The sequence below is a fragment of the Hymenobacter sp. IS2118 genome (assembly GCF_000715495.1).
In the GTDB taxonomy this organism is placed as follows: Bacteria; Bacteroidota; Bacteroidia; order Cytophagales; family Hymenobacteraceae; genus Hymenobacter.
The window spans coordinates 39,418-57,951 of the sequence record NZ_JNLX01000193.1 but is presented as its reverse complement, the minus strand read 5'-3'; the positions used below and the strand labels follow the sequence as shown (position 1 = coordinate 57,951).

The following is an 18,534-nucleotide window of genomic DNA, read 5'->3' as shown; positions in this document are numbered from 1 at the left end:
GGTGCTTGGCCCGGTCCGGCGCCCGGCTGGCCGCCCGGCGCTGCCCCGTGGCCGCCCGCCCCCACCGGGGGCCCCCAGCCTGCTAAAACTTCCGGGAATTGCCGGTTCGGCGCCGGACGGGGCTGTCTGTGGGCAGGAACCGTCCGTGCCGGCTGGTCCTTGTGTTTCGTTTTAGCTTGCTTTCAGTGATTTTATGAAGAGATTTTTTCCGATTCTAGCCCTTGTCATGGGCTTGCTGTTGTCCGGGCTGCCAGCCTGGGCCCAGGTCGATTTGGTGGTGACGGTGCAGGACAATGCCCGCCGGCCCGTTGTGGGCCTGCCAGTGCAGCTCGATAACGCCGCCATCGGCTTCAGTACCGCACAGCCCACCGATGCCCAGGGCAAAGCCCGATTCCGGGGCCTGAGCACGGCCGGCAGCTACGCCGTGAGCACCACGGTGAGCGACAAGTACCAGGCCGTGCGCGAAGCCAACCTGGTGCTGCGCGCCAACTCCAGCCCCAGCGTGACGCTGGTGCTGCCCAACCTCAGCGCCCAAACGCTGGATGGCGTGGTGGTGCGGGCTCCTAACAACGCCACCACCATCAACACCCAGAACGCGGAGGTGGCCTCCCAGCTCTCGGCCCGCGAGCTGCGCGAGATTCCCATTGAGGCCCGCGACATCACCCGCGCCCTCTACCGCCTGCCCAACGTAACGCTGGCCACCGGCTTCTTCACCGAAGCGCCCAATGTGAGCATCAACGGGGCCAATGGCTTGTATACCAACTATCTGATTGACGGGCTGGACAACAACGAGAACTTCCTCGGCGGGCAGCGTTTCGCCATTCCGGTGGGCTTTGCCCAGAATGTGAGCGTGCTCACCAACAACTTCTCCACCGAGTTCGGCAACTCGGCCAACGGCATCGTGAACGTGACCACCAAATCGGGTTCCAACGACCTTGCGGCGGAGGTGTTTTACCTCACCCGGCCCGGCCCGAGCATTGATGGCAAGACCGATTTCGCGCAACGCGACATTTCGGGAAACCAGGTTAAAAACGGCTTTCAGCGCCAGCAGTTCGGCTTCGGCGTGGGCGGCGCGCTGGTGAAGGACAAGACGTTTTTTTACCTGAACGCCGAGCAGACCTTCGATTTTAAAGACAATGCGCTGACTTCGCCCGCGCTGGGCGTGAACGCCACCGTGCAGGGCCAGAACCGCTTCACCTACCTCTCGGGCAAGCTCGACCAGCGCTGGACGGAACGGTTCCGCTCGTCGCTGCGGGCCAACGTGGGCATCGTGAACATTGAGCGCCAGGGCGGTGGGCTGGATGGCGGCGTGGCCTTCCCCTCGACCGGCAACCAGCAGGACCGCAACTCGCTGAACATCGCCACCCAAAACGTGTACGTGGGCCAGAATTTCACCTCCCAGACCGACGTGCAGTACGCCCGCTTCCGCTGGAACTACGCCAACGCCGACAACCCCAACAGCCCCGACGTGACGGTGAACGCCGTGACCCAGGAAGCCGTGGGCCCGGTTCCGGCCGTAATCCAGACCGTGGCCGTGCTGGGCCACCCCGGCTACTTGTTCGACTCGCACCAGAGCACCTGGCAGGCCCAGCAAAAATTCACGCTGCTCAAGGGCCGCAACACGTTTAAGGGCGGTTTCGGCCTCATCAGCACCGAACACTCGCTCTTTGGCGGCGGCAACCCCAACGGCAGCTACAGCGTGCAGCTCAGCCTGGCGCAGCTCAACGAGCTTCGCAGCCGCAACCTGGGCACGGGGCTGAGCATCAATGATATTCCCGGCAATGTGCAGGTGCTGAACTACGGTGTGGAGCTGCGCCCGGCCTCCTTCGGCACCACCCAAAACCTGTACAACGTTTACCTCGAAGACCAGGTGGCCGTGACCGAGCGCCTGAACCTGACCCTGGGCTTGCGCTACGACTACGACAACCTTTCGAAGGGCGGCGCGGCCAATGGCGACCGCAACAACGTGGCGCCCCGCGCCAATTTCAACCTGCAACTCACCGACCGCAGCGCCTTGCGCGGCGGCTACGGCTTGTTCTACGACAAAATCCTGTACACCGTGTACAGCGACGCCCTGGGCGCCAATACCAACTCGGCCGACTATAAAACCCAGCTCCGCGAGCTGGTGCGGGTGGGCGCCCTGCCGGCCAACACCAACGTGGACCGCGTTACGTTCGACGGCAATCAGGGCGCCGGGTTCACGAGCGGCATTACGTACCTGCAAGGGCCTCCGGCGGCCAGCCTGCAAGGGCAGCGGGCCACCGCATTTGGAGGCGAGCGCCGCATTCTGAATCCCAACGGCTACCAGAACCCTTACTCGCGGCAGGCCACGCTGGGCTATCAGTACCAGGTGAGCAGCAAAACGCTGTTTTACGTGGATGCCATGTACAACCGCTCCTCCGACCTGTTGCGGCTGCGCAACGTGAACGGCGTGTCGGAATACCCCGTTTCGGACCCCAACAACGTGGTGGTACGCACGACAACGCAAGCCGACGCCACCCGCCCGGTGCCCATCGTAACCGATGCCACGGGCTCCTACGCCGTCATCAACGGCCAGATAGTGCGGGGCGTGGCCCGCAGCGTGGTGCTGACCGAATCGGAAGGCCGCTCGCGCTACCTGGCCGCCAGCTTCAACCTGCAGAAGGACGCGGCCGACGATAAGTACGGCTACCGGGTTTCCTACACGCTCTCGAACCTGAAAAACGACACCGAGGACGTGAACTTTCGCGCTGCCGACGGCAACAACTACGGCTCCGAATTCGCCAATTCCATCAACGACCGCACGCACGTTATCAACGCCATCGGCAGCTACTACCCCATCAGCAGCCTGCGCTTCACGCTGGCGACTTTGCTGCAAAGCGGCCAGCCCATCAACCGCGTCACGGGGGCTTACCCCATCGTGGGCGAGTTTAATGAAGATGGCAGCCCGAAGACGACCAACGACCTGAATGGCGACGGCAGCTCGTTCAGCACCGCTTACCTGGGCAACGCCGACCGCTTCCCCGGCGAGGGCCGCAACTCCGACCGCCTGCCCTGGTCGAAGACGTTTGACCTGGGCGCGCAGTACACGTTCCGTTTCGGCCAGGCCACCAGCCGCCTGGAATTGACCGCCGACGTGTTCAACGTGCTCAACACCCAGAACCTGAGCGGCTACGCCAACAACGCCACGCAAAGCAACCAGATTCAGACCGGCGCGGCCAATTCGGGCATCATCCGGCGCAATGCCAGCGCGCCGCGTCAGTTCCAGTTCGGGTTGCGCTACGCGCTGTAAATACCCCATTCACCCCACCCCAACCCCTCCCCTCCGGGAGAGGGGCTCTAATCTTAGCTTCTAGATACGTAAACTAGAAACTAGAAATTAGAATTAGAGCCCCTCTCCCGGAGGGGAGGGGTTGGGGTGGGGTTACTATGTCCCATGAAAAACTTCCTCCCGCTCCTCACCGCCGCCACCCTGCTGGCCGGCTGCGACAACCAGCCCGCCCGCACCCCGCAGCAGACCCTGGCCCAGACGTGGCCGCAAATTGAGGCCACTGGCAAAGGCCAGCCGGTGAGCATGCAGATGTGGATGGGCGACCCGCTCATCAACAAGTACATGAGTGCCTACGTGAAGCCCGAGCTGAAGCGCCGCTACGATATCGACCTGCAGATTTCGGCCGGCCAGGGCGCGGGCCTGGCCCAAACGCTGGCCGCCGAGCAGCAGGCCGGCCAGCCCAGCGAAGTCGATATTGCCTGGATAAACGGGGAAACTTTCTACCAGCTCCGCCAGGTCGATGCCCTGCTGGGTCCGTTTGTGGAGAAGCTGCCCAACGCCCGTTTCCTCGACCTGCAAAACCCGTTCATCAATACCGATTTCCAGCAGCCGGTGGCGGGCATGGAATGCCCCTGGGGCAACGTGCAGATGACGTTTATCTACGATTCGGCGCGGGTGGCCAGTCCGCCGAAGTCGTTTGCCGAGCTGCCGGCTTTTGTGAAAGCCCACCCCGGCCAGTTCACCATTCCGAACGAGTTTACGGGCATGACCCTGCTCAAATCGTGGATGATTGCGCTGTCGGGCGACCCCAGGCTGTTCCAGGGCAAGTTTGATGAGGCGGTGTATAATAAGTGGTCGGGTGAGCTGTGGAAGCAGGTGAATGCCAGCCGGCCTTACTTCTGGAAGCAGGGCCAGACGTTTCCTGAGCAGCTCGCGCCCCTGCACCAGCTCTTTGCCAACGGCGAGGTGGCCTTCACCTTCTCCAATAATGACGCCGAGGTGGACAACAAGGTGAACCAGGGCGTATTTCCGGCCACCGCCCGCGCCTACGTGCCCCAGCCCGGCACCATCCAGAACTCGCACTACCTGGGCATCGTGAAAGGCGCCCAGCACCCGGAAGCCGCCATGCTGGCCATCAACTTCCTGATTTCGCCCGAGGCCCAGCTCAAAAAAATGGACCCCAACGTGTGGGGCGACCATACCGTGCTGAGCCTGGCTGCCCTGCCGCCCGCCCAACGCCAGCAGTTTGTGCAACTGCCCTCGCGCCGCTACGCCCCCAAGCGCGAAGCCATCCAGGACCTCGCCCTCATGGAGCCCGACCCCGAATACATGACCCGGCTGTTTAAGGATTTTCGGACGCAAGTGATTGAGCGGTGAGCGGGTTTTCGTACCACAAACCGTCATGCTGAGCGAAGCCGAAGCATCTCTACCGCAATAGTAATTCTACCGCTCAACGAAGCGGTAGAGATGCTTCGACAGGCTCAGCATGACGTTCTTTCCTCAAAACCCATGAAACCCCGCAACTGGCTCTTGCTATGCTACGCCCTGCTGGTGGCCGGCCTGCCGCTGGCCGGGCTCGGCTATGCGCTGCTGGGCAGTGTGGGGCTGGCCGGACCGCTGGCCACCGGCTTCACCGGCCGCCATTGGCAGGCGCTGGGGGCCGATGCGGGCCTGCTGAAATCGGCGCTGTTCAGTTTCTGGATTGCCAGTGTTTCGCTGACGCTGGCCGTGGCGTTGGCCCTCGCGCTGGTGCTGGGGGCACAGGGCACGCTCCGCCGTCGGCCGTTTCCGACATTGCTCTACGTGCCGCTGCTCATGCCCTCGCTGGTGATGGGTTTCTACCTGTTTCAATTGCTGAGCCGGGCCGGCTGGCTCTCGCGCCTCAGCTTTGGGCTGGGCCTTACGCATAGTGTCGAAGGCTTTCCCGAGCTAGTGCAGGATGCGGCGGGCGTGGGCATCATTGGGGCGCATGTGCTGCTGCTGTTTCCGTTTCTCACGCTGCTCTTTCAAGCTATTTATCAGGAAAGCCGTCTGGCCGACTACCGCCAGCTGGCCCAGACGCTGGGGGCTACGCCGGGTCAGTTTCGGTGGCGGGTGGCCGTGCCGGTGCTGCTGCGCCGGGCCGCTCCCACGCTGCTGCTCAGTGGCATTGCCACGCTCGGGGCCTACGACATCCCGCTGCTGCTGGGCCGGCCCTACCCCCAAATGCTCTCGGTGTACATCGCCACCCGCCTGCAGCGCTTCGATTTGCGCGAGCTGCCGGCCGCTTACCTGGCGGGCTTCCTCGTGGCCGTGGGACTGTTGGGGCTGATTCTGGTGCTTACCCGTTTGACTCGTCGCCATGCGCTCTAAGCTCCTTACCACGCTGCTCGCCCTGTTGTTTGCCCTGCCGTTCGTGCTGCTGGCGTTGCTGGCGGTGGCGCCCGCCTGGCGCTTCCCGGCCGCGCTGCCGGCCGCGTACTCGCTGGGCGCGCTGCGCGACCTGGTGGCGGCCGACAATGAGCTGCTGGCCGGACTGGGCCGCAGCGTGCTGCTGGCGAGTGTGGTGGCTGTGGTGGCCACAATTGCGGGCTTTGCATTGGCGCGGGCCATCACCCGCGCGGTCCGGCCGGGCCGCTGGGAAGCCCTGAGCTACTTGCCATATGCGCTGCCGCCGGTGCTGCTGGCGGTGCTCATTCAGCCCTTTATTATCCGGCTGCACCTATCCGGCTCGGTGGGCGGGGTACTGCTGGGGCTGCTGCTTATTGCCGTGCCCTTCGCCACGCTGCTGCTGCGCAGCTTCTGGACGCAGCAGGCCCGCGAATACGAGCAGCTGGCCCGCACGTTGGGGTGCACGGCCCGGCAGGCGCTTTGGCAGGTGCTGCTGCCGCTGGCGTGGCCGCTGCTGCGCACGGCCCTGTTCCAGACGTTTCTGCTGGCATGGTTTGACTTTGGCCTGACCAACCTGCTGAGCGTGGGCAAGGTGCGCACGCTCACGGTGCAGGTATTTACGTATGTAGGCGAAGCCAATGCCCAGCTGGCGGCGGTGGCCTCGCTGCTGCTGCTGCTGCCGCCGACGCTGCTGCTGTGGGCCAACAAGAATGCGCTGCTGCGGAAGACTGAATAAGTGCTTTTACCCGTATGTGTTTAAGGATGCAGTTGGAACGTCATGCCCATCCGGCGTCCGCTTGTCGAAGCATCACCAATACCGAACACCTCCAAACAACCGCCCATGCTCCAAGCCCTGCTTATTTCCAATGGCCTCCAGGGGCTCGAAAAATACTACGTTTCGAATGAGCTGGTGCGCTACACCATCTGCCTCATCACCAAAGACTTCAACCCCGACCTGACGCCTTACGACCTGCTGGTGGTGCCCAACGGCTCCGACCACGTGGCCATGCTCAAAATTAAGGATAAGGTGCGGGCTTTTCTGGACGAAGGCAAGGCGCTGGTGTGCTGCGACGGCTTTTTCACGGCCTGGGTGCCCGGCAACCAGTGGCTGATGGACAACTCCCGCCGCACGCTGGACGTGCGCTACCTGCCCGGCCCCGACCGCCACGGCCTGCTTCAAAACATCGACCTCGACCAGCTGAATTTCTCGCACGGCATGAGCGGCTGGTGGTCCTGCGGCTACATTCAGGCCGCGCCGGGGGCCGAGGTGCTGCTGGCCGATACCTGGCAGCGGGCCATCGTGGTGCTCGACGAGGTGAGCACCAACGGCCGGATGCTGCTCACGGCCAGCGGCCCGCTGGCCGACGTCACCTATTCCGGCAAAGCCGACAGCGCGCTGGTGGCGCTATACCGTAACTTTATTCACTTGCTTTCCACTTCAACCGTTCCCGCTCATGGCTAAGATTGGACTGATTTTCAACGGGGTGTGGTCGCACTACGCCATGGCTACGGCCCCCAAATACCGCGACTTGTACGAGCTGCTTTACGTGCACGACCTCACGGCCGCAGCCGTGGCCGACCTCGACGCGCTGGCCATCCCCTTCCAGTCGAACCAGGCGGTGCTGACCGAGAAAAAGGACATCATTTACGACTTCCTGGCCGCCGGCAAAAAGGTGTTTCTGGAAGGCGACTCGTCTACGGCCTGGCTCGATGCGCAGTGGGAAGACCGTCCGGTGAACAACTACTGGTGGGTGACGGACCCCACCAAGCCGCCCGTATCCGATACCAATTACGACCACCCGGTATACCAGGGCCTCACCCCGCGTCAGGCCTGTTGGCACACCCACGGCGTGTATACCCGCGTGCCTGAGGCGGCCGAAATCCTCCAGACCAACGCCGGGGGCGACGTCATCACCTGGCAAACCCAACAGTACGGCGGCACTTTGCTGGCCACCACCCTCGACCCCATCGTGGAGCACGGCGTGCAGCAAATCACGCACCTGGACAACTACGTGGACCGCCTCACCGAGTGGCTGAGCGGCGTGCGCCCCACGCCCGACCGCATGACTATCGATGCCGCCGCGTACGGCGAAGGGGCACTGGTATGAGTGACTTGTTGCGAGTAAATGGCCTCACCAAGCAGTTTGACGGGCAGCCGGTGCTGCGCGACATTGCCTTTGGCCTGGCCGAGGGCGAGGTGCTGGCGGTACTGGGCCGCTCGGGCTGCGGCAAAACCACGCTGCTGAAAATCCTGGCCGGCCTCGAAACGCCCGATGCCGGCACCGTGCTTTTGCAGGGCGAAAACCTGCTGCCCGTGCCGCCCAACGAGCGCCAGATGGTGTACCTCTACCAGGAGCCGCTGCTGTTTCCGCACCTGAGCGTGTTTGAGAACGTGGCTTTTGGCCTGCGCATCCGCAAAGTGCCCCGTGCGGTGGCCGACGCGCAGGTGCGCACGCTGCTAGCCGAGCTGGACCTGGCCGAACACGCGCAAAAGGCGCCGCACCAGCTCTCGGGCGGGCAGCGGCAGCGGGTGTCGTTTGGTCGCGCCCTCATCATCCGGCCGCGTCTGCTGCTGCTCGACGAGCCCTTCGGCAACCTCGATGCCCAGACGCGGGCCGACATGCAGCAGCTGTTTCTGCGGGTGAGCCGGCAGCACCAGATTACGTCCCTCTTCGTGACGCACGACAGCCGCGAGGCCCTCACCGTGGGCACCCGCTTCGGCTACCTTGACCGGGGCGTCCTCAGCACGTTCGCATCGGTGCGCGAGTTTATTCAGGACCCGCGCACCAATATCCAGGCTGAGCTGTCTTTTTGGGAGAACATTCAGCAAACGGCGGTTTTGACTCCCTAGAACGTCAGAGCGTCATGCTTCAACAAGCTTAGCATGGTGTTCCGATTGCCATTAATGTTATTCAATGAAAACCGATTTCAACCACTGCGAGTCCGTTTACTGGGTATTTACCCAACTCTGCAACGACAAATGCGACCATTGCTATAACAGCTCCGGGCCGCAGGGCACCCGCATCAGCGCCCAGGACTGCCTGCGTATCGTACGAAATCTGCCCGATAGCATTGACCGGCTGATTCTTTCCGGCGGCGAACCCATTGCTGACCGCGCTAAGCTGTACCTGATTCTGGATGCCATTCAGGAGAAATACCAGGGCCGCACCCAGGTGATGCTGCAAACCAACGGCGACCTGCTCACGCCCGAAATCCTCGATTTGCTGATTGAAAAAGGCGTCACGCGCTTCGATATTGCCAGCATCGACCGCTACCACAAAGCGGCGGGTAGCCGGCTCATGACCCTGGCCGACCTCTTCGAAAGCCGCGGTGTAAACGGCGACGACCACGACCCGCTCATCAACCGGGAAGACTACCTGGCCGAAAACCCGCTGAGCTGGGGCTACTGGGGCGCCACCGAGGACATGTGGCTGGGCGGCAACTGGGCCAGGGGCCGCGCCCTGGAAAAAGACATCTGGCTGCGCGACCCCAGCCACAACTTCTGCGCCATCCTGTCGGGGGCCAAAGGCTTTTTGGGCGGCACCGAGCTGCCCCAGGAAATCAGCATTCAGCTCTGGAAAATCAACCCCTGCTGCCCCGGCACCAAATTCCCACTTGGCGACGCCCGCAAGGAGAAAGTGGCCGACGTGCTGCTCCGCGCTTCCCAATCCGAAATTATGCAGCGCCTGAACGAGGGCGACCCCTGGAAAATGGGCGAGTCCATCGGCGTGAGCGAGGCCCACGCCCTGGCCCGCGGCGAGGACTTACAGAACGTATGTCGGTGGTGCGACGAGTTTTTTGAGCAGCACTTTGAAGGACCTATGCTGCCGCTGGCCGCACTCGCCTGATACTAGTTGCTAGTTGTTAGTCAGTACATTATCTGGTGACTGACAACCAGCAACTGCTTACGCTAGCGCTACGTTGGGCCGGTCCAGGTCCACGATGTCGGTGATACCGTACTCGTCGAAGCGGTCAAGGAGAATGTCGGCGCCTTGGTCCATTTTCAAGTGCATTTCCTCGGGGTAGATGGGGCAGAGCGTGTAGAACTGCACCGTTTTTTCGCGGCTGAGAACCAGGGTTTGGAATTCCTCGGGCAGGTTGGGCGACATGAGCAGCAGCATACAGCCCAGCGCGGTATCTTTGGCAAAATTCGGGGCATAGCCCCCTCTCCCTAGGAGAGGGAGACCTGGTTTTTGCCTTCTAAAAGTCAGGTTTCTAGTAATTAAAGCTAGTCCCTCTCTCCCACAGGGGTTGAGGTTTACGAGCGCACTGCGTAGCATCAGTGACCATTCAGTCGCAAACCTAACGAAAAATGCGGCCCAGTCGGGTCGCCTTTTTCTGTAAATGCCCGCTCGCGGCTATTTCAAAAAGCGGCGGATAATGGCGCGTTGGCCCTGCGCCACCACTTCTAGCGTGTACAGGCCGGGCAGCAGGGCGTCCACGTTCACGGCATCGCCCTTGAATCGGTCGCGCCTACCGTGAGCGCCGTGCCGCCGAAGTTGTCGTTTTCGTAGAGCCCCACTTCGTAGCCGCTGTTCTCGCGCAGCGACAAGATGTCGTCGTTGAGGATGCCGCAGCTTTGCAGAGCCCCCAAGTTGTGGTCGTCGGCGGGCAGGGCCACAGCGGTGCCGGTGTAGCTGCAATCCTTGTACATGGTGGCCACGCCGGTAGCCAGTGGCGGAGCAGCGCCAGCGTAGCACCCAAAGGTGGCAATCACCTTGGTCGGCCGCGGCGTTTGCAGCGTCGCCGACTGGTCGTTCACGTCGTCGTAGGCAAAGACGTGGGACTGTTGGTCGACGCTGATGCCCAGCAGGTGCCAGAATCGTGCGTATTATCTGGCCGGTGCGGCCAGATAATACTGGGAGGCATCGGACCATTTTTGCTGGCCGGGGTTGGCGGTGGTGTTCATCACGTGGCGGTTCATGGCCGCCGTGAGTTGGGCCTGCACCACGAGGTCGCTGTCGCCGTCGCCCAACTGTCGGTTGAGCACGCTCTTTCCTTCAAAAGCCTCCTGCGTGGTGGGTTTGGCCGCCACAATGCCCGTGTGGTCAGCGTAGGCTCCCAACTCGCCACCATCGTAAGGTGCCCACCGCTCACGCGGCCCTCAAACACGCCTGTGTTACCGGTAAAGAAAATAAGGTCCTAGTTGGTGAATTTGCTCCATATGGCGTCGATGTGCGAGCCCAGGTAAAATTGGATAGGGGCCGGGCGCGGTGCCGTTGGTGCCGTCGGCAAAGGCCGGGGTTTTGGAGGGAAAGGTGATTTTGCCCGTCGTGTTGTTCCGGTTGCCCTGGAATTCGGCGGGCACGTTGGCGCGGAAGGCGGCCTGCACGTCGGCGTGGTTTTTCAGTTCGCCGGTGCGCTGTTGGTAGCCAGCGCCAAAAAGCTCCAAGCCCATCGGGTATTTACAGGACTCAACCCGCGTCGTGTTGCTGAAAAAGTAGGACTTATTGTTGGTTAGATTAATAATTTCGTAAAGAATGCCCCGGTTGTGGGCATTAGGGTTGTGAGCGTTGGGCCTGGAGCAGCCCGATAGTGCCCCGGACGCTCCGTATAAATAGAAGTACAGCTGCTGCCCGCGCTAGATGAACATTTGGCAGCCGGCAATCTGCGGCAGGTTGAAGGTGCGGTTGGCAATGTCACTGAGCCAGGTGAAGCAATTGGCGTAGCGCTAGTTCCCCCCCGGTCCTATGGCGCCGTTATAAGTAGGCCCCAGCACCGTGTTGAACGACATGGATATGGGCAGGCTGGCGTTTGTGCGCGGGTTCACCAAAATGTGGTTGCCGGTAGCCGCGTCGATGCCCACCACGGCTACATACAGGTCGGTGTTGGCGAAGGGCGAGTTATTGGCGATGGTGAACAGAATCGGCCCCTGAGCCCAGCCCCGAAGCGGCAGTAGCAGCGTCGCAAGCAACACGGCGAGCACTGAGAAAAGTGTACTTTTTTCATAGTGTAGAAAGTGTAGAAAAAATGCCGCTTCCAGGGACGGTGACGGGAGCGGAAAGGCAGGTGCAGGCATCAAAAAAAGCATCTTGCCCAAGCAGTAAGCAGTAGCAGCGGCAGGCTGCGGCGGCATCCGGGATTTGGGGCTCAAAATGGCTGGCAGCGGGCTGGCCGGGCCAGTACTTCGAGACGCAAGATAGGGGGCTTTAGTCCAGAAAAAAGCGCTCCGGCATTGTGAGAAAATCGTTTGCGGGAGTTTTTGCACGCTTAGCGCACAACTCTTTAAAGCGGTTGCTGCCCGGCCTACTGAGGCCCTTCTTCCCTCCTTGCGATTCTTCCCGGCCCGATGAGAATAGCCTTGCTGCACTTAAAAAAACAATCAGTTTTATGACGTTTTTTTGCCGGTTTGTCAGTGAGGCGCGCGCGTTGAAAATGGTCGGGCCAGCGCGGCCTTTCCAGATATAACAAAAAGCAGTAATAATTCAATTTAGGCCAGCTTCGCCAGAGTGATTTTAGCCTGCAGTACCGTCCCCGCAACCCGCTTTGCCAACGGAAATTTCGGTTTGTGAATAGGGCCTTGGCGCGGCCCGGCTAATGGTCATAGCTCACGACGCGCGTAATTCTCCAGCTTTCGGCTTGCTGCTGCCAGACCATCACGAACTTGGAGTTGCCGCAGTCCTCGCGGCCGTTTTCGACGTGGCAGAAGCGCTGCGTGGCGATGTGCATGGCCCCGTAGTCTTTCACGGGATACACTTCCAGGGTGCCGGGCACCAGCGTGCGGGTGATGTCGGGGCTTTGGGCGAACATGCGGGCGAAGCCTTGCTTGGTTTGGGCGAAATCGGCCAGGCCGCCTTTGTCGTGGTAAAATTCCACGTTGTCGGCGAAGTAGGACATAAGCTTGTCCACGTCGTGGGCGTTGAAGGCGGCGAACATTTCCGCGTCTAGCTTGGCTACCGTTTGGTACAGCTCATCCTTCGCAGCTGGCTTTGGAACTACGGCTCCGGTGGTTGGCCGGCGTGTGTTGGGCTTGGTACTGTGTGCGCCACTTTGGCCGTGAGCTGTGCTGCCGGCAAAGGCAAGGAATAAGAAGAGGGCTACTGTTTTACTTTTCATAACGGGGCGGACAGGTCAGAGAAATACGGTGAATCTACGCAGCAACAGAGCGCCTTAACCCGCGCTGATAAGTGAGTCAGAATGGGGTAACCGATATGCAGAAACCCCGTTGCTGCGGGTAGCTACGGGCGACTTATTTCAGCACGTCTTTGAGCTCTTTCAATCGGAACTGCTGGTCTGATTCGATAAATTCCTTCATCATGGCGGCGTGGCCGGAGCCCACCAGCACCAGCGCCTTGCTGTCTGGCGCCGTCATGTTTTTCTGCACCAGGGAGTACATGTACAGGTTGCGGCGGTACCATTCCGACACCAGAAAAGCGCCCGCAAAATTGTCGGTTTTGCCCGCCCGGTTGAGAATGTCGATGTAGAGGGATTTGTTGAATGCCAGCTCTTCTTTGGTGTTGGTGTCCAGTAGCAGCTGGGTGAGCGTGAATTTCTCGATTTTCTTGTTCTGACTGGTTTCCAGCTCGCTGGTGGCATCCTGCACCTTTTGCATCAGCGCCGTTTGGTTGGCGGCCTTCATGGCATTCATCACGCTGTCGAACGGCAGGGAGACGTTGCGGTAGTCGAGGGCGTGAATCCGGGTCAGCTTCGTCTTTTTGCCCGCCCGAAAGGCCAGCTGAATGATTTCGCTTTTCAACAGAAAATTGTGCTGCGCTTTGGGGTAGGTAGTCGTGACGTGCTGCTCGAAATTGCCGTTGAGGTAGGCACTGTAGAGCGCATCCAGTTGCTTCTGCTCGTCCCAGGCCCACTCCACGAAGATTTTATCGGGATGAAAAACGCTGATTTTCTGGGTGATGTTTTCCAGTTCGGCCTGCACCTTGGGCGTCATCACGTCGAAGGTTTTAACCTTGACTACATCAGAGCCCGGGTTATGAAAGTGGAAAGTGCCCAGCAGCAGAATGTCGCTCTTTTTGGACTGTGCAAAGCCCGTAGTAACAAAAGCGAACGATAGAAGGAAGAGAAAAAAGTGTTTCATAGGCGCAAGGTTACGAAAGTACCGGTCAGTAAGAAGTGCCTTGTACTGGCAAAGCGCCCGAGCCCACCTGTTGGCCGAAACGCAAAGAGGCTGACACTTCGGGAGTATCAGCCTCTTTGCAGCAATGGTTAGCCTGCGTTATTCGGCAGGGGCAGCGGGCGCCGCGGGAGCAGCAGGCGCGGGCGGAGGCGTCGCGCTGGCTTTCTTCACGCGCACGGCGTTGGGGCCTTTGGGGCCCATTTCCACCTCAAACGTCACCTTGTCGTTTTCGCCAATGGGGCCACCGGCCAAGCCGTTGGCGTGCACGAAAATGCTTTCCTGGGTCTGCTGGTCCTTAATAAAACCGTAGCCCTTGGAATCGTTGAAAAAGCTCACAATGCCATTGCGCACGGGGTCTTCGTTGTCGTCATCGGTGCGGCGGGCCACCCCAATCTGGATGTCCTCGTCCTTGATGATGCGCTTCTTCTTGGGGTCGGGCGGCGTGGCCGAGATGTTGCCATCCTCGTCTACGTACGCAAACATTTCTTCCAGCGGCTGGCCGGCCTTGGCGTTAGCCTGGCGCTCGGCTTTGCGCTCTTCCTTCTCGGTTTTCTTCTTCGCGCGCTTCTTTTCGTTGTCCTTCTTACCAAAAGTCTCTTGTGACCTACCCATAGTGTTGTGCTGCTAAATCGTTGTATCTGTTTTTCCTAATTCAAGTAGAGGAACAAAACAGAGGAGTGGATTATTACGAAGATACGCAATATTAAGGTGCGTTTGTTAGGTAAGCTACTGAATACTTGCCCACCGCTCCGCCTGCCACCGGGCTTGCTGGGCAGGCGTGAGGAAGGTCCAGGCCACGAGGCGGCTTTTTTTCTGGCCCTGGGCCATATCGATGGTGCGCACGGCGGTGGCGCCGGCCGTTTTCAGGGCCTTGTACACGCCAGGCAGGGTTTCTTTTTTTGAAACCAGCGACGTGTACCAGTAGCAGGAGCGGGGCCGCCGGCCACTCTCCTGCACCATGCGGCGGATAAACGAGGCCTCGCCGCCCTCGCACCAGAGCTCGTTGTTCTGGCCGCCAAAGTTCAGGGCCGGGCGGGGGCCGCGGGCGGTGCCCAGGTTGGTGGTTTTGCGCTGGCTGCCAGCCGCCGCCGCCGCCGCCGAGGCGTGAAACGGCGGGTTGCACATGGTGAGGTCAAATACTTCACCGGACTGAATGAGGCCGTCGAAAATGCGGGTACGGGCGGGCTGCAGGCGGCACTCAATGGCGCCGGCCAGGGCGGGGTTGGCCGCCTCAATCTGCTGGGCGGCGCGCACGGCCACGCCGTCCACATCGGAGCCCACAAAGTGCCAGCCGTATTCGCGGCGGCCGATGATGGGGTAGATGCAGTTGGCGCCCACGCCCACGTCGAGCACCGTGATTTCTTCGCCGGGGGGCAGCACGCCGCCGTTGCTTTCGGCCAGCAAGTCGGCCAGGTAGTGCACGTAATCGGCCCGGCCGGGAATGGGCGGGCACAGGTAGCCCTTGGGAATGTCCCAGTGCTCGATGCCGTAGAACTGCCGCAGCAGGGCCCGGTTCAGGGCTTTCACGGCGGTGGGGTTGGCAAAGTCGATGGACAGGTTGCCGTACTGGTTGGGCTGCACAAAAGCGGCCAGCTCGGGGCTGACCTGGCTGAGCTGCGGGAAATCGTAGGGCGCGCGGTGCGGGTTGCGCGGGTGCAGCTGGTCTTTTTCGAGGGGGGCGGCGGGGAGCGGTGGCTTCATGGGGCGGGGCATTGAGGCCACAAAGGTACCAGCCTGAGCCGTGGCACGGTTGGTGGCCGTGCGGCTCACACCGTTTTGTACAGATACCAGCCGCCGCCCAAGGGCTTGAGGACGATGAGGCGGTCAGGCGTCATGGCGGGGAGCAAAGCGGCCGTGGGCTGGTAGAGCAGGCCCACCGTGCTGCTCACCTTGCCCCCGATAACGAACTCCAGGCAGCCCGTGCAGTCGGTTTCGCGGCGCGTGACCTGGGCCAGAAACAGCTGGCGGAGCAGGGCGTGCACGGCCGGGTTGGCGTTGGCGGCCTGCTCGCCGGTGGGAGCGGCCGCGGGCTTGGCCGGGGCAAAGTACCGGCCCTTCTGCACCAGGCGCAGGAGCTGTTGGAAGCCAGCTTGGTTGCGGGCGAAGTGGGCGGCAATGTCGGCGTCGGCGCTGGTCCACAGCTTCAGGTTGCCCAGGGTGAAGGCGTGGCTGGCGTCGGGGTGTTTCTGGTCGTAGTCGGCTACTTCGGCGGGCTTCATGCCCGACAGGATTTCCACCATGGGCGGCCCCAGGTGCGTCATGGCCAGGTTGCGGATGGCCAGCAGCTTCCAGGCCCCGCCTTCCTTGCTGAAGTGCAGGTAAAAATCCCGGCGGTCCACAGAGTCGCGTAGCTCCACGGCTACCACGGCAGTGGCGGCGCCTTGCTGCACCAGCTGGCACACGCGCCGCAGCCGGGCCGGAATCTGTTGGCCCAGGGTTTCGCGCCGGGCCTGGCCGGCGGCTTCGCAGCAGAGGTAGTCCCGCATTTCGGGCCAGCCGGCCGGGGCCACAAACTGCTCGGCTATCTGCAGGGGCTCCAGTGGCGCGAGGGCCCTCGCCATCCCGGGCAGCCACAGCCACAGCGCGAGTAGTAGAAAGTGCTTCATCAACAAACCTAACCCCGAAACGAATGGGTTTGATTCCAGCTGCGAGCTACCGAGTGCTGGCTTTGTTGAAGACGCTTACCGTCTTGGGGCCGGGCCTTTGCTGCGGCCTCCGGCGTTGCCGCGAGCGGGGGGGCGGCTGCCCAGCTTGTTGGGGCCGCTGTTCTTTGGTTTTGAGCCGCTGCTGCTACCGGGTTTGGCCGGGCGCTTGCTGGTGCCGGGGCCGGCGGCTTTTTCGGGGCGGGGGCCCCACCAGCCGTTGGCGGAAGGGTTTTTCTGGGATGGCGGGCCGGATTTGGGGCGCCGGTCCACGGCGGGCGTTTTGGGGGCGGCAGTTTGGGTAGAGCGGCGGCGGCCGCCCGAGGCTTCTTCGGTGCCGCTGGACTTGGCCACCATTTTCATAATGCCGGCCAGCTCCGGTGGGGTCAGCTCGCGCCAGTCGCCCACGGGCAGGCCCTTCACCGTCACGTTCATGATGCGGACGCGTTCGAGCTTCACCACTTCGTAGCCAAAATGCTCCACCATGCGGCGAATCTGGCGGTTCAGCCCCTGCACCAGCGTGGCGCGGAAGATGTAGGGCGTCTCTTTTTCAATGAGGCAGGGCTTGGTGACGGTGCCTAGCATGGGAATGCCCTGGGACATTTCCTCCAGCATGCGGTCGGAGAGAATGCGGTTCACCTGCACGAGGTATTCCTTCTCGTGGTTGTTGCCGGCCCGCAGAATTTTGTTCACGATGTCGCCGTCGCTGGTCAGGAAAATCAGGCCCGACGAGTCCTTGTCGAGGCGGCCGATGGGGAAGACGCGGGCGGCGTGGTTCACGTAGTCCACGATGTTGCCGCGCACGCCCGGTTCGGAAGTGCTGGTCACGCCCACGGGCTTGTTGAAAGCCAGATACACCGCGTCTTCGGCCTGTTTGGGCTCCAGCTTGTGGCCGTTCACACTCACCCGGTCGCGCGGGCCCACCTGGTCGCCTATCTGGGCCGGCTTGCCGTTGAGCAGCACCTGGCCCTGCTCGATAAACCGGTCGGCTTCGCGGCGGGAGCAAAAGCCGCTTTCGCTGATGAATTTATTGAGGCGGGTGGAGGTGATGGGGGGCATTGGGCAAGAAGTTGAGTGATGCGCCGAAACCGAAGCGGCGCGGGCGCCACCGCCGGAACGGATGCCCCAAAGGTACGCCCTGGGCAAGTGCAGCCCCCGCCGGGCAAAATCGTCACGGGGCGCAACCAGCATCGGGCAGACCCGTTAGGAATCAGACATTCCTTTCCAATTACCTATCTGATGTCTGACAAGCCCACTATTTTCCCGCCCCAAAAACAAGATGCCGGCGCTGGCAACCCCGGCCTGGAATACAAGATGACCCCCGCGCCCGAGTTCATTCGGGAGGGCTACAAAGGGGCCGACAAGCTCAAGGGCAAAGTGGCCCTCATCACGGGCGGCGACTCCGGCATTGGCCGGGCCGTGGCCGTGCATTACGCCGTGGAAGGCGCCGACATTGCCCTCAGCTACTTCCCCACCGAGCAGCAGGACGCCGAGATGGTGCAGGAAATTGTGCGCGGCTACGGCCGCCGCTGCCTGCTCCTGCCCGGCGACCTCAAGCAGCCCGCCTTCTGCCAGGAAATAGTAGACCGCACGGTGGCCGAGCTGGGCGGCCTGAATATTCTGGTGAACAACGCCGCCGAGCAGAACTGGCATGACACCCTTGAAGAAATCAAGGACGAGGAGCTCGACAGCATCTTCAACCTCAATATTATTGCCATGTTCCGCATTTCGCGGGCGGCCCTCAAGCACCTCACCGAAGGCGACTCCATCATCAACACTGCGTCGGTGAACGGCTTTAAGGGCAACGAGATGCTGCTCGACTACACGTCTACCAAAGGCGCTATCACGGCCTTTACGCGCGCGCTGTCGCTGCAGCTCATCAAAAAAGGCATTCGGGTGAATTCCGTGGCGCCCGGCCCCATCTGGACGCCATTTATCACTGGCATCGGCATGCTGAAACTGCCGCTTTTCGGCCACGACGTGCCCATGGGCCGCGCCGGCCAGCCCTCCGAAGTAGCCCCGTCCTACGTATTTCTGGCTTCGGAAGACGCTTCCTACTTCTCGGGCCAGACGCTGCACCCCAACGGCGGCTCGGTGGTGAATGCCTAGGCTGCGCCGTATCCGTTTTGAACCTCTGAACCAGTGCCGCCGTATCAGGGCCTGAAAATGGCTACATGGCCATTTATGGTTACTCAACC

18 protein-coding genes and 1 pseudogene are annotated in these 18,534 nt (G+C 61.7%); 9 read left to right on the top strand and 10 right to left on the bottom strand.

Annotation, left to right across the window (positions count from 1 at the left end):
- Positions 1-226: 226 nt before the first annotated feature.
- The 8 genes from GM79_RS21725 to GM79_RS21690 all read left to right on the top strand — a co-directional run bounded on the left by GM79_RS21725 (position 227) and on the right by GM79_RS21690 (position 9,468).
- Positions 227-3,271 (top strand): TonB-dependent receptor, encoded by a 3,045-nt coding sequence (locus GM79_RS21725; protein ID WP_072008699.1) that lies wholly within the window; start codon positions 227-229, stop codon positions 3,269-3,271.
- A gap of 144 nt (positions 3,272-3,415) precedes the next feature.
- Entirely contained in the window at positions 3,416-4,627 is a 1,212-nt protein-coding gene (locus tag GM79_RS21720) for an ABC transporter substrate-binding protein (protein ID WP_035567997.1), read from the top strand.
- 132 nt (positions 4,628-4,759) lie between these two features.
- Positions 4,760-5,602, top strand: coding sequence for an ABC transporter permease subunit (locus GM79_RS21715; RefSeq protein WP_035567996.1), 843 nt, complete (start codon positions 4,760-4,762; stop codon positions 5,600-5,602).
- Entirely contained in the window at positions 5,592-6,356 is a 765-nt protein-coding gene (locus tag GM79_RS21710) for an ABC transporter permease (protein WP_035567994.1), read from the top strand. The genes GM79_RS21715 and GM79_RS21710 overlap by 11 nt, the downstream gene beginning before the upstream one ends.
- Before the next feature lie 105 nt (positions 6,357-6,461).
- Entirely contained in the window at positions 6,462-7,082 is a 621-nt protein-coding gene (locus GM79_RS21705; RefSeq protein WP_035567993.1) for a hypothetical protein, read from the top strand.
- Positions 7,075-7,728 (top strand): hypothetical protein, encoded by a 654-nt coding sequence (locus tag GM79_RS21700; protein ID WP_035567992.1) that lies wholly within the window; start codon positions 7,075-7,077, stop codon positions 7,726-7,728. The genes GM79_RS21705 and GM79_RS21700 overlap by 8 nt, the downstream gene beginning before the upstream one ends.
- On the top strand, positions 7,725-8,471 hold the full coding sequence (locus GM79_RS21695) for an ABC transporter ATP-binding protein (protein WP_035567991.1): 747 nt from the start codon (positions 7,725-7,727) through the stop codon (positions 8,469-8,471). The genes GM79_RS21700 and GM79_RS21695 overlap by 4 nt, the downstream gene beginning before the upstream one ends.
- A gap of 64 nt (positions 8,472-8,535) precedes the next feature.
- The gene (locus GM79_RS21690; RefSeq protein WP_035567990.1) at positions 8,536-9,468 is read left to right on the top strand and encodes a radical SAM protein; all 933 of its coding nucleotides are present in this window, start codon (positions 8,536-8,538) and stop codon (positions 9,466-9,468) included.
- 57 nt (positions 9,469-9,525) lie between these two features.
- Here GM79_RS21690 and GM79_RS26290 read toward each other — a convergent pair whose 3' ends face one another.
- From GM79_RS26290 to rluF, 10 genes and pseudogenes are all read right to left on the bottom strand, one after another.
- A complete protein-coding gene (locus tag GM79_RS26290) occupies positions 9,526-9,900 on the bottom strand; it encodes a suppressor of fused domain protein (protein WP_081867935.1) in 375 nt (124 codons plus the stop codon).
- 164 nt (positions 9,901-10,064) lie between these two features.
- Positions 10,065-10,655 (bottom strand): annotated as a pseudogene (locus tag GM79_RS26380) (beta-1,3-glucanase family protein).
- A gap of 84 nt (positions 10,656-10,739) precedes the next feature.
- Positions 10,740-11,189 (bottom strand): beta-1,3-glucanase family protein, encoded by a 450-nt coding sequence (locus GM79_RS25870; RefSeq protein WP_081867934.1) that lies wholly within the window; start codon positions 11,187-11,189, stop codon positions 10,740-10,742.
- Between the two features lie 102 nt (positions 11,190-11,291).
- Positions 11,292-11,537 (bottom strand): hypothetical protein, encoded by a 246-nt coding sequence (locus GM79_RS25865; protein WP_200875639.1) that lies wholly within the window; start codon positions 11,535-11,537, stop codon positions 11,292-11,294.
- A gap of 617 nt (positions 11,538-12,154) precedes the next feature.
- Positions 12,155-12,676 (bottom strand): nuclear transport factor 2 family protein, encoded by a 522-nt coding sequence (locus tag GM79_RS21675; RefSeq protein WP_035567988.1) that lies wholly within the window; start codon positions 12,674-12,676, stop codon positions 12,155-12,157.
- Between the two features lie 133 nt (positions 12,677-12,809).
- The gene (locus GM79_RS21670; protein ID WP_035567987.1) at positions 12,810-13,655 is read right to left on the bottom strand and encodes a DUF5694 domain-containing protein; all 846 of its coding nucleotides are present in this window, start codon (positions 13,653-13,655) and stop codon (positions 12,810-12,812) included.
- A gap of 138 nt (positions 13,656-13,793) precedes the next feature.
- Complete coding sequence (locus tag GM79_RS21665; RefSeq protein ID WP_051719177.1) at positions 13,794-14,306, bottom strand: cold-shock protein; 513 nt, start codon at positions 14,304-14,306, stop codon at positions 13,794-13,796.
- A gap of 114 nt (positions 14,307-14,420) precedes the next feature.
- Entirely contained in the window at positions 14,421-15,395 is a 975-nt protein-coding gene (gene rlmF, locus GM79_RS21660) for a 23S rRNA (adenine(1618)-N(6))-methyltransferase RlmF (protein WP_035568009.1), read from the bottom strand.
- A 65-nt stretch (positions 15,396-15,460) separates the two neighbouring features.
- Positions 15,461-16,300: a hypothetical protein gene (locus GM79_RS21655; protein WP_035567986.1), complete on the bottom strand. Its 840-nt coding sequence runs from the start codon at positions 16,298-16,300 to the stop codon at positions 15,461-15,463.
- 75 nt (positions 16,301-16,375) lie between these two features.
- Positions 16,376-17,395, bottom strand: a complete 1,020-nt coding sequence (rluF, locus tag GM79_RS21650) for a 23S rRNA pseudouridine(2604) synthase RluF (RefSeq protein ID WP_035567985.1) — start codon at positions 17,393-17,395, stop codon at positions 16,376-16,378.
- Positions 17,396-17,575: 180 nt separating this feature from the next.
- On the opposite strand from rluF, the gene GM79_RS21645 reads away from it, so the two are divergent.
- The gene (locus GM79_RS21645; RefSeq protein ID WP_035567984.1) at positions 17,576-18,445 is read left to right on the top strand and encodes an SDR family oxidoreductase; all 870 of its coding nucleotides are present in this window, start codon (positions 17,576-17,578) and stop codon (positions 18,443-18,445) included.
- Positions 18,446-18,534 lie beyond the last annotated feature (89 nt).

What these genes read in the sequence shown, in the direction of transcription:
- GM79_RS21725 (WP_072008699.1), top strand. Translation starts at nt 227, where the DNA reads ATGGGCTTGCTGTTGTCCGGGCTGCCAGCCTGGGCCCAGGTCGATTTG.
- GM79_RS21720 (WP_035567997.1), top strand. Translation starts at nt 3,416, where the DNA reads ATGAAAAACTTCCTCCCGCTCCTCACCGCCGCCACCCTGCTGGCCGGC.
- GM79_RS21715 (WP_035567996.1), top strand. Translation starts at nt 4,760, where the DNA reads ATGAAACCCCGCAACTGGCTCTTGCTATGCTACGCCCTGCTGGTGGCC.
- GM79_RS21710 (WP_035567994.1), top strand. Translation starts at nt 5,592, where the DNA reads ATGCGCTCTAAGCTCCTTACCACGCTGCTCGCCCTGTTGTTTGCCCTG.
- GM79_RS21705 (WP_035567993.1), top strand. Translation starts at nt 6,462, where the DNA reads ATGCTCCAAGCCCTGCTTATTTCCAATGGCCTCCAGGGGCTCGAAAAA.
- GM79_RS21700 (WP_035567992.1), top strand. Translation starts at nt 7,075, where the DNA reads ATGGCTAAGATTGGACTGATTTTCAACGGGGTGTGGTCGCACTACGCC.
- GM79_RS21695 (WP_035567991.1), top strand. Translation starts at nt 7,725, where the DNA reads ATGAGTGACTTGTTGCGAGTAAATGGCCTCACCAAGCAGTTTGACGGG.
- GM79_RS21690 (WP_035567990.1), top strand. Translation starts at nt 8,536, where the DNA reads ATGAAAACCGATTTCAACCACTGCGAGTCCGTTTACTGGGTATTTACC.
- GM79_RS26290 (WP_081867935.1), bottom strand. Translation starts at nt 9,900, where the DNA reads ATGCTACGCAGTGCGCTCGTAAACCTCAACCCCTGTGGGAGAGAGGGA.
- GM79_RS21675 (WP_035567988.1), bottom strand. Translation starts at nt 12,676, where the DNA reads ATGAAAAGTAAAACAGTAGCCCTCTTCTTATTCCTTGCCTTTGCCGGC.
- GM79_RS21670 (WP_035567987.1), bottom strand. Translation starts at nt 13,655, where the DNA reads ATGAAACACTTTTTTCTCTTCCTTCTATCGTTCGCTTTTGTTACTACG.
- GM79_RS21665 (WP_051719177.1), bottom strand. Translation starts at nt 14,306, where the DNA reads ATGGGTAGGTCACAAGAGACTTTTGGTAAGAAGGACAACGAAAAGAAG.
- rlmF (WP_035568009.1), bottom strand. Translation starts at nt 15,395, where the DNA reads ATGAAGCCACCGCTCCCCGCCGCCCCCCTCGAAAAAGACCAGCTGCAC.
- GM79_RS21655 (WP_035567986.1), bottom strand. Translation starts at nt 16,300, where the DNA reads ATGAAGCACTTTCTACTACTCGCGCTGTGGCTGTGGCTGCCCGGGATG.
- rluF (WP_035567985.1), bottom strand. Translation starts at nt 17,395, where the DNA reads ATGCCCCCCATCACCTCCACCCGCCTCAATAAATTCATCAGCGAAAGC.
- GM79_RS21645 (WP_035567984.1), top strand. Translation starts at nt 17,576, where the DNA reads ATGTCTGACAAGCCCACTATTTTCCCGCCCCAAAAACAAGATGCCGGC.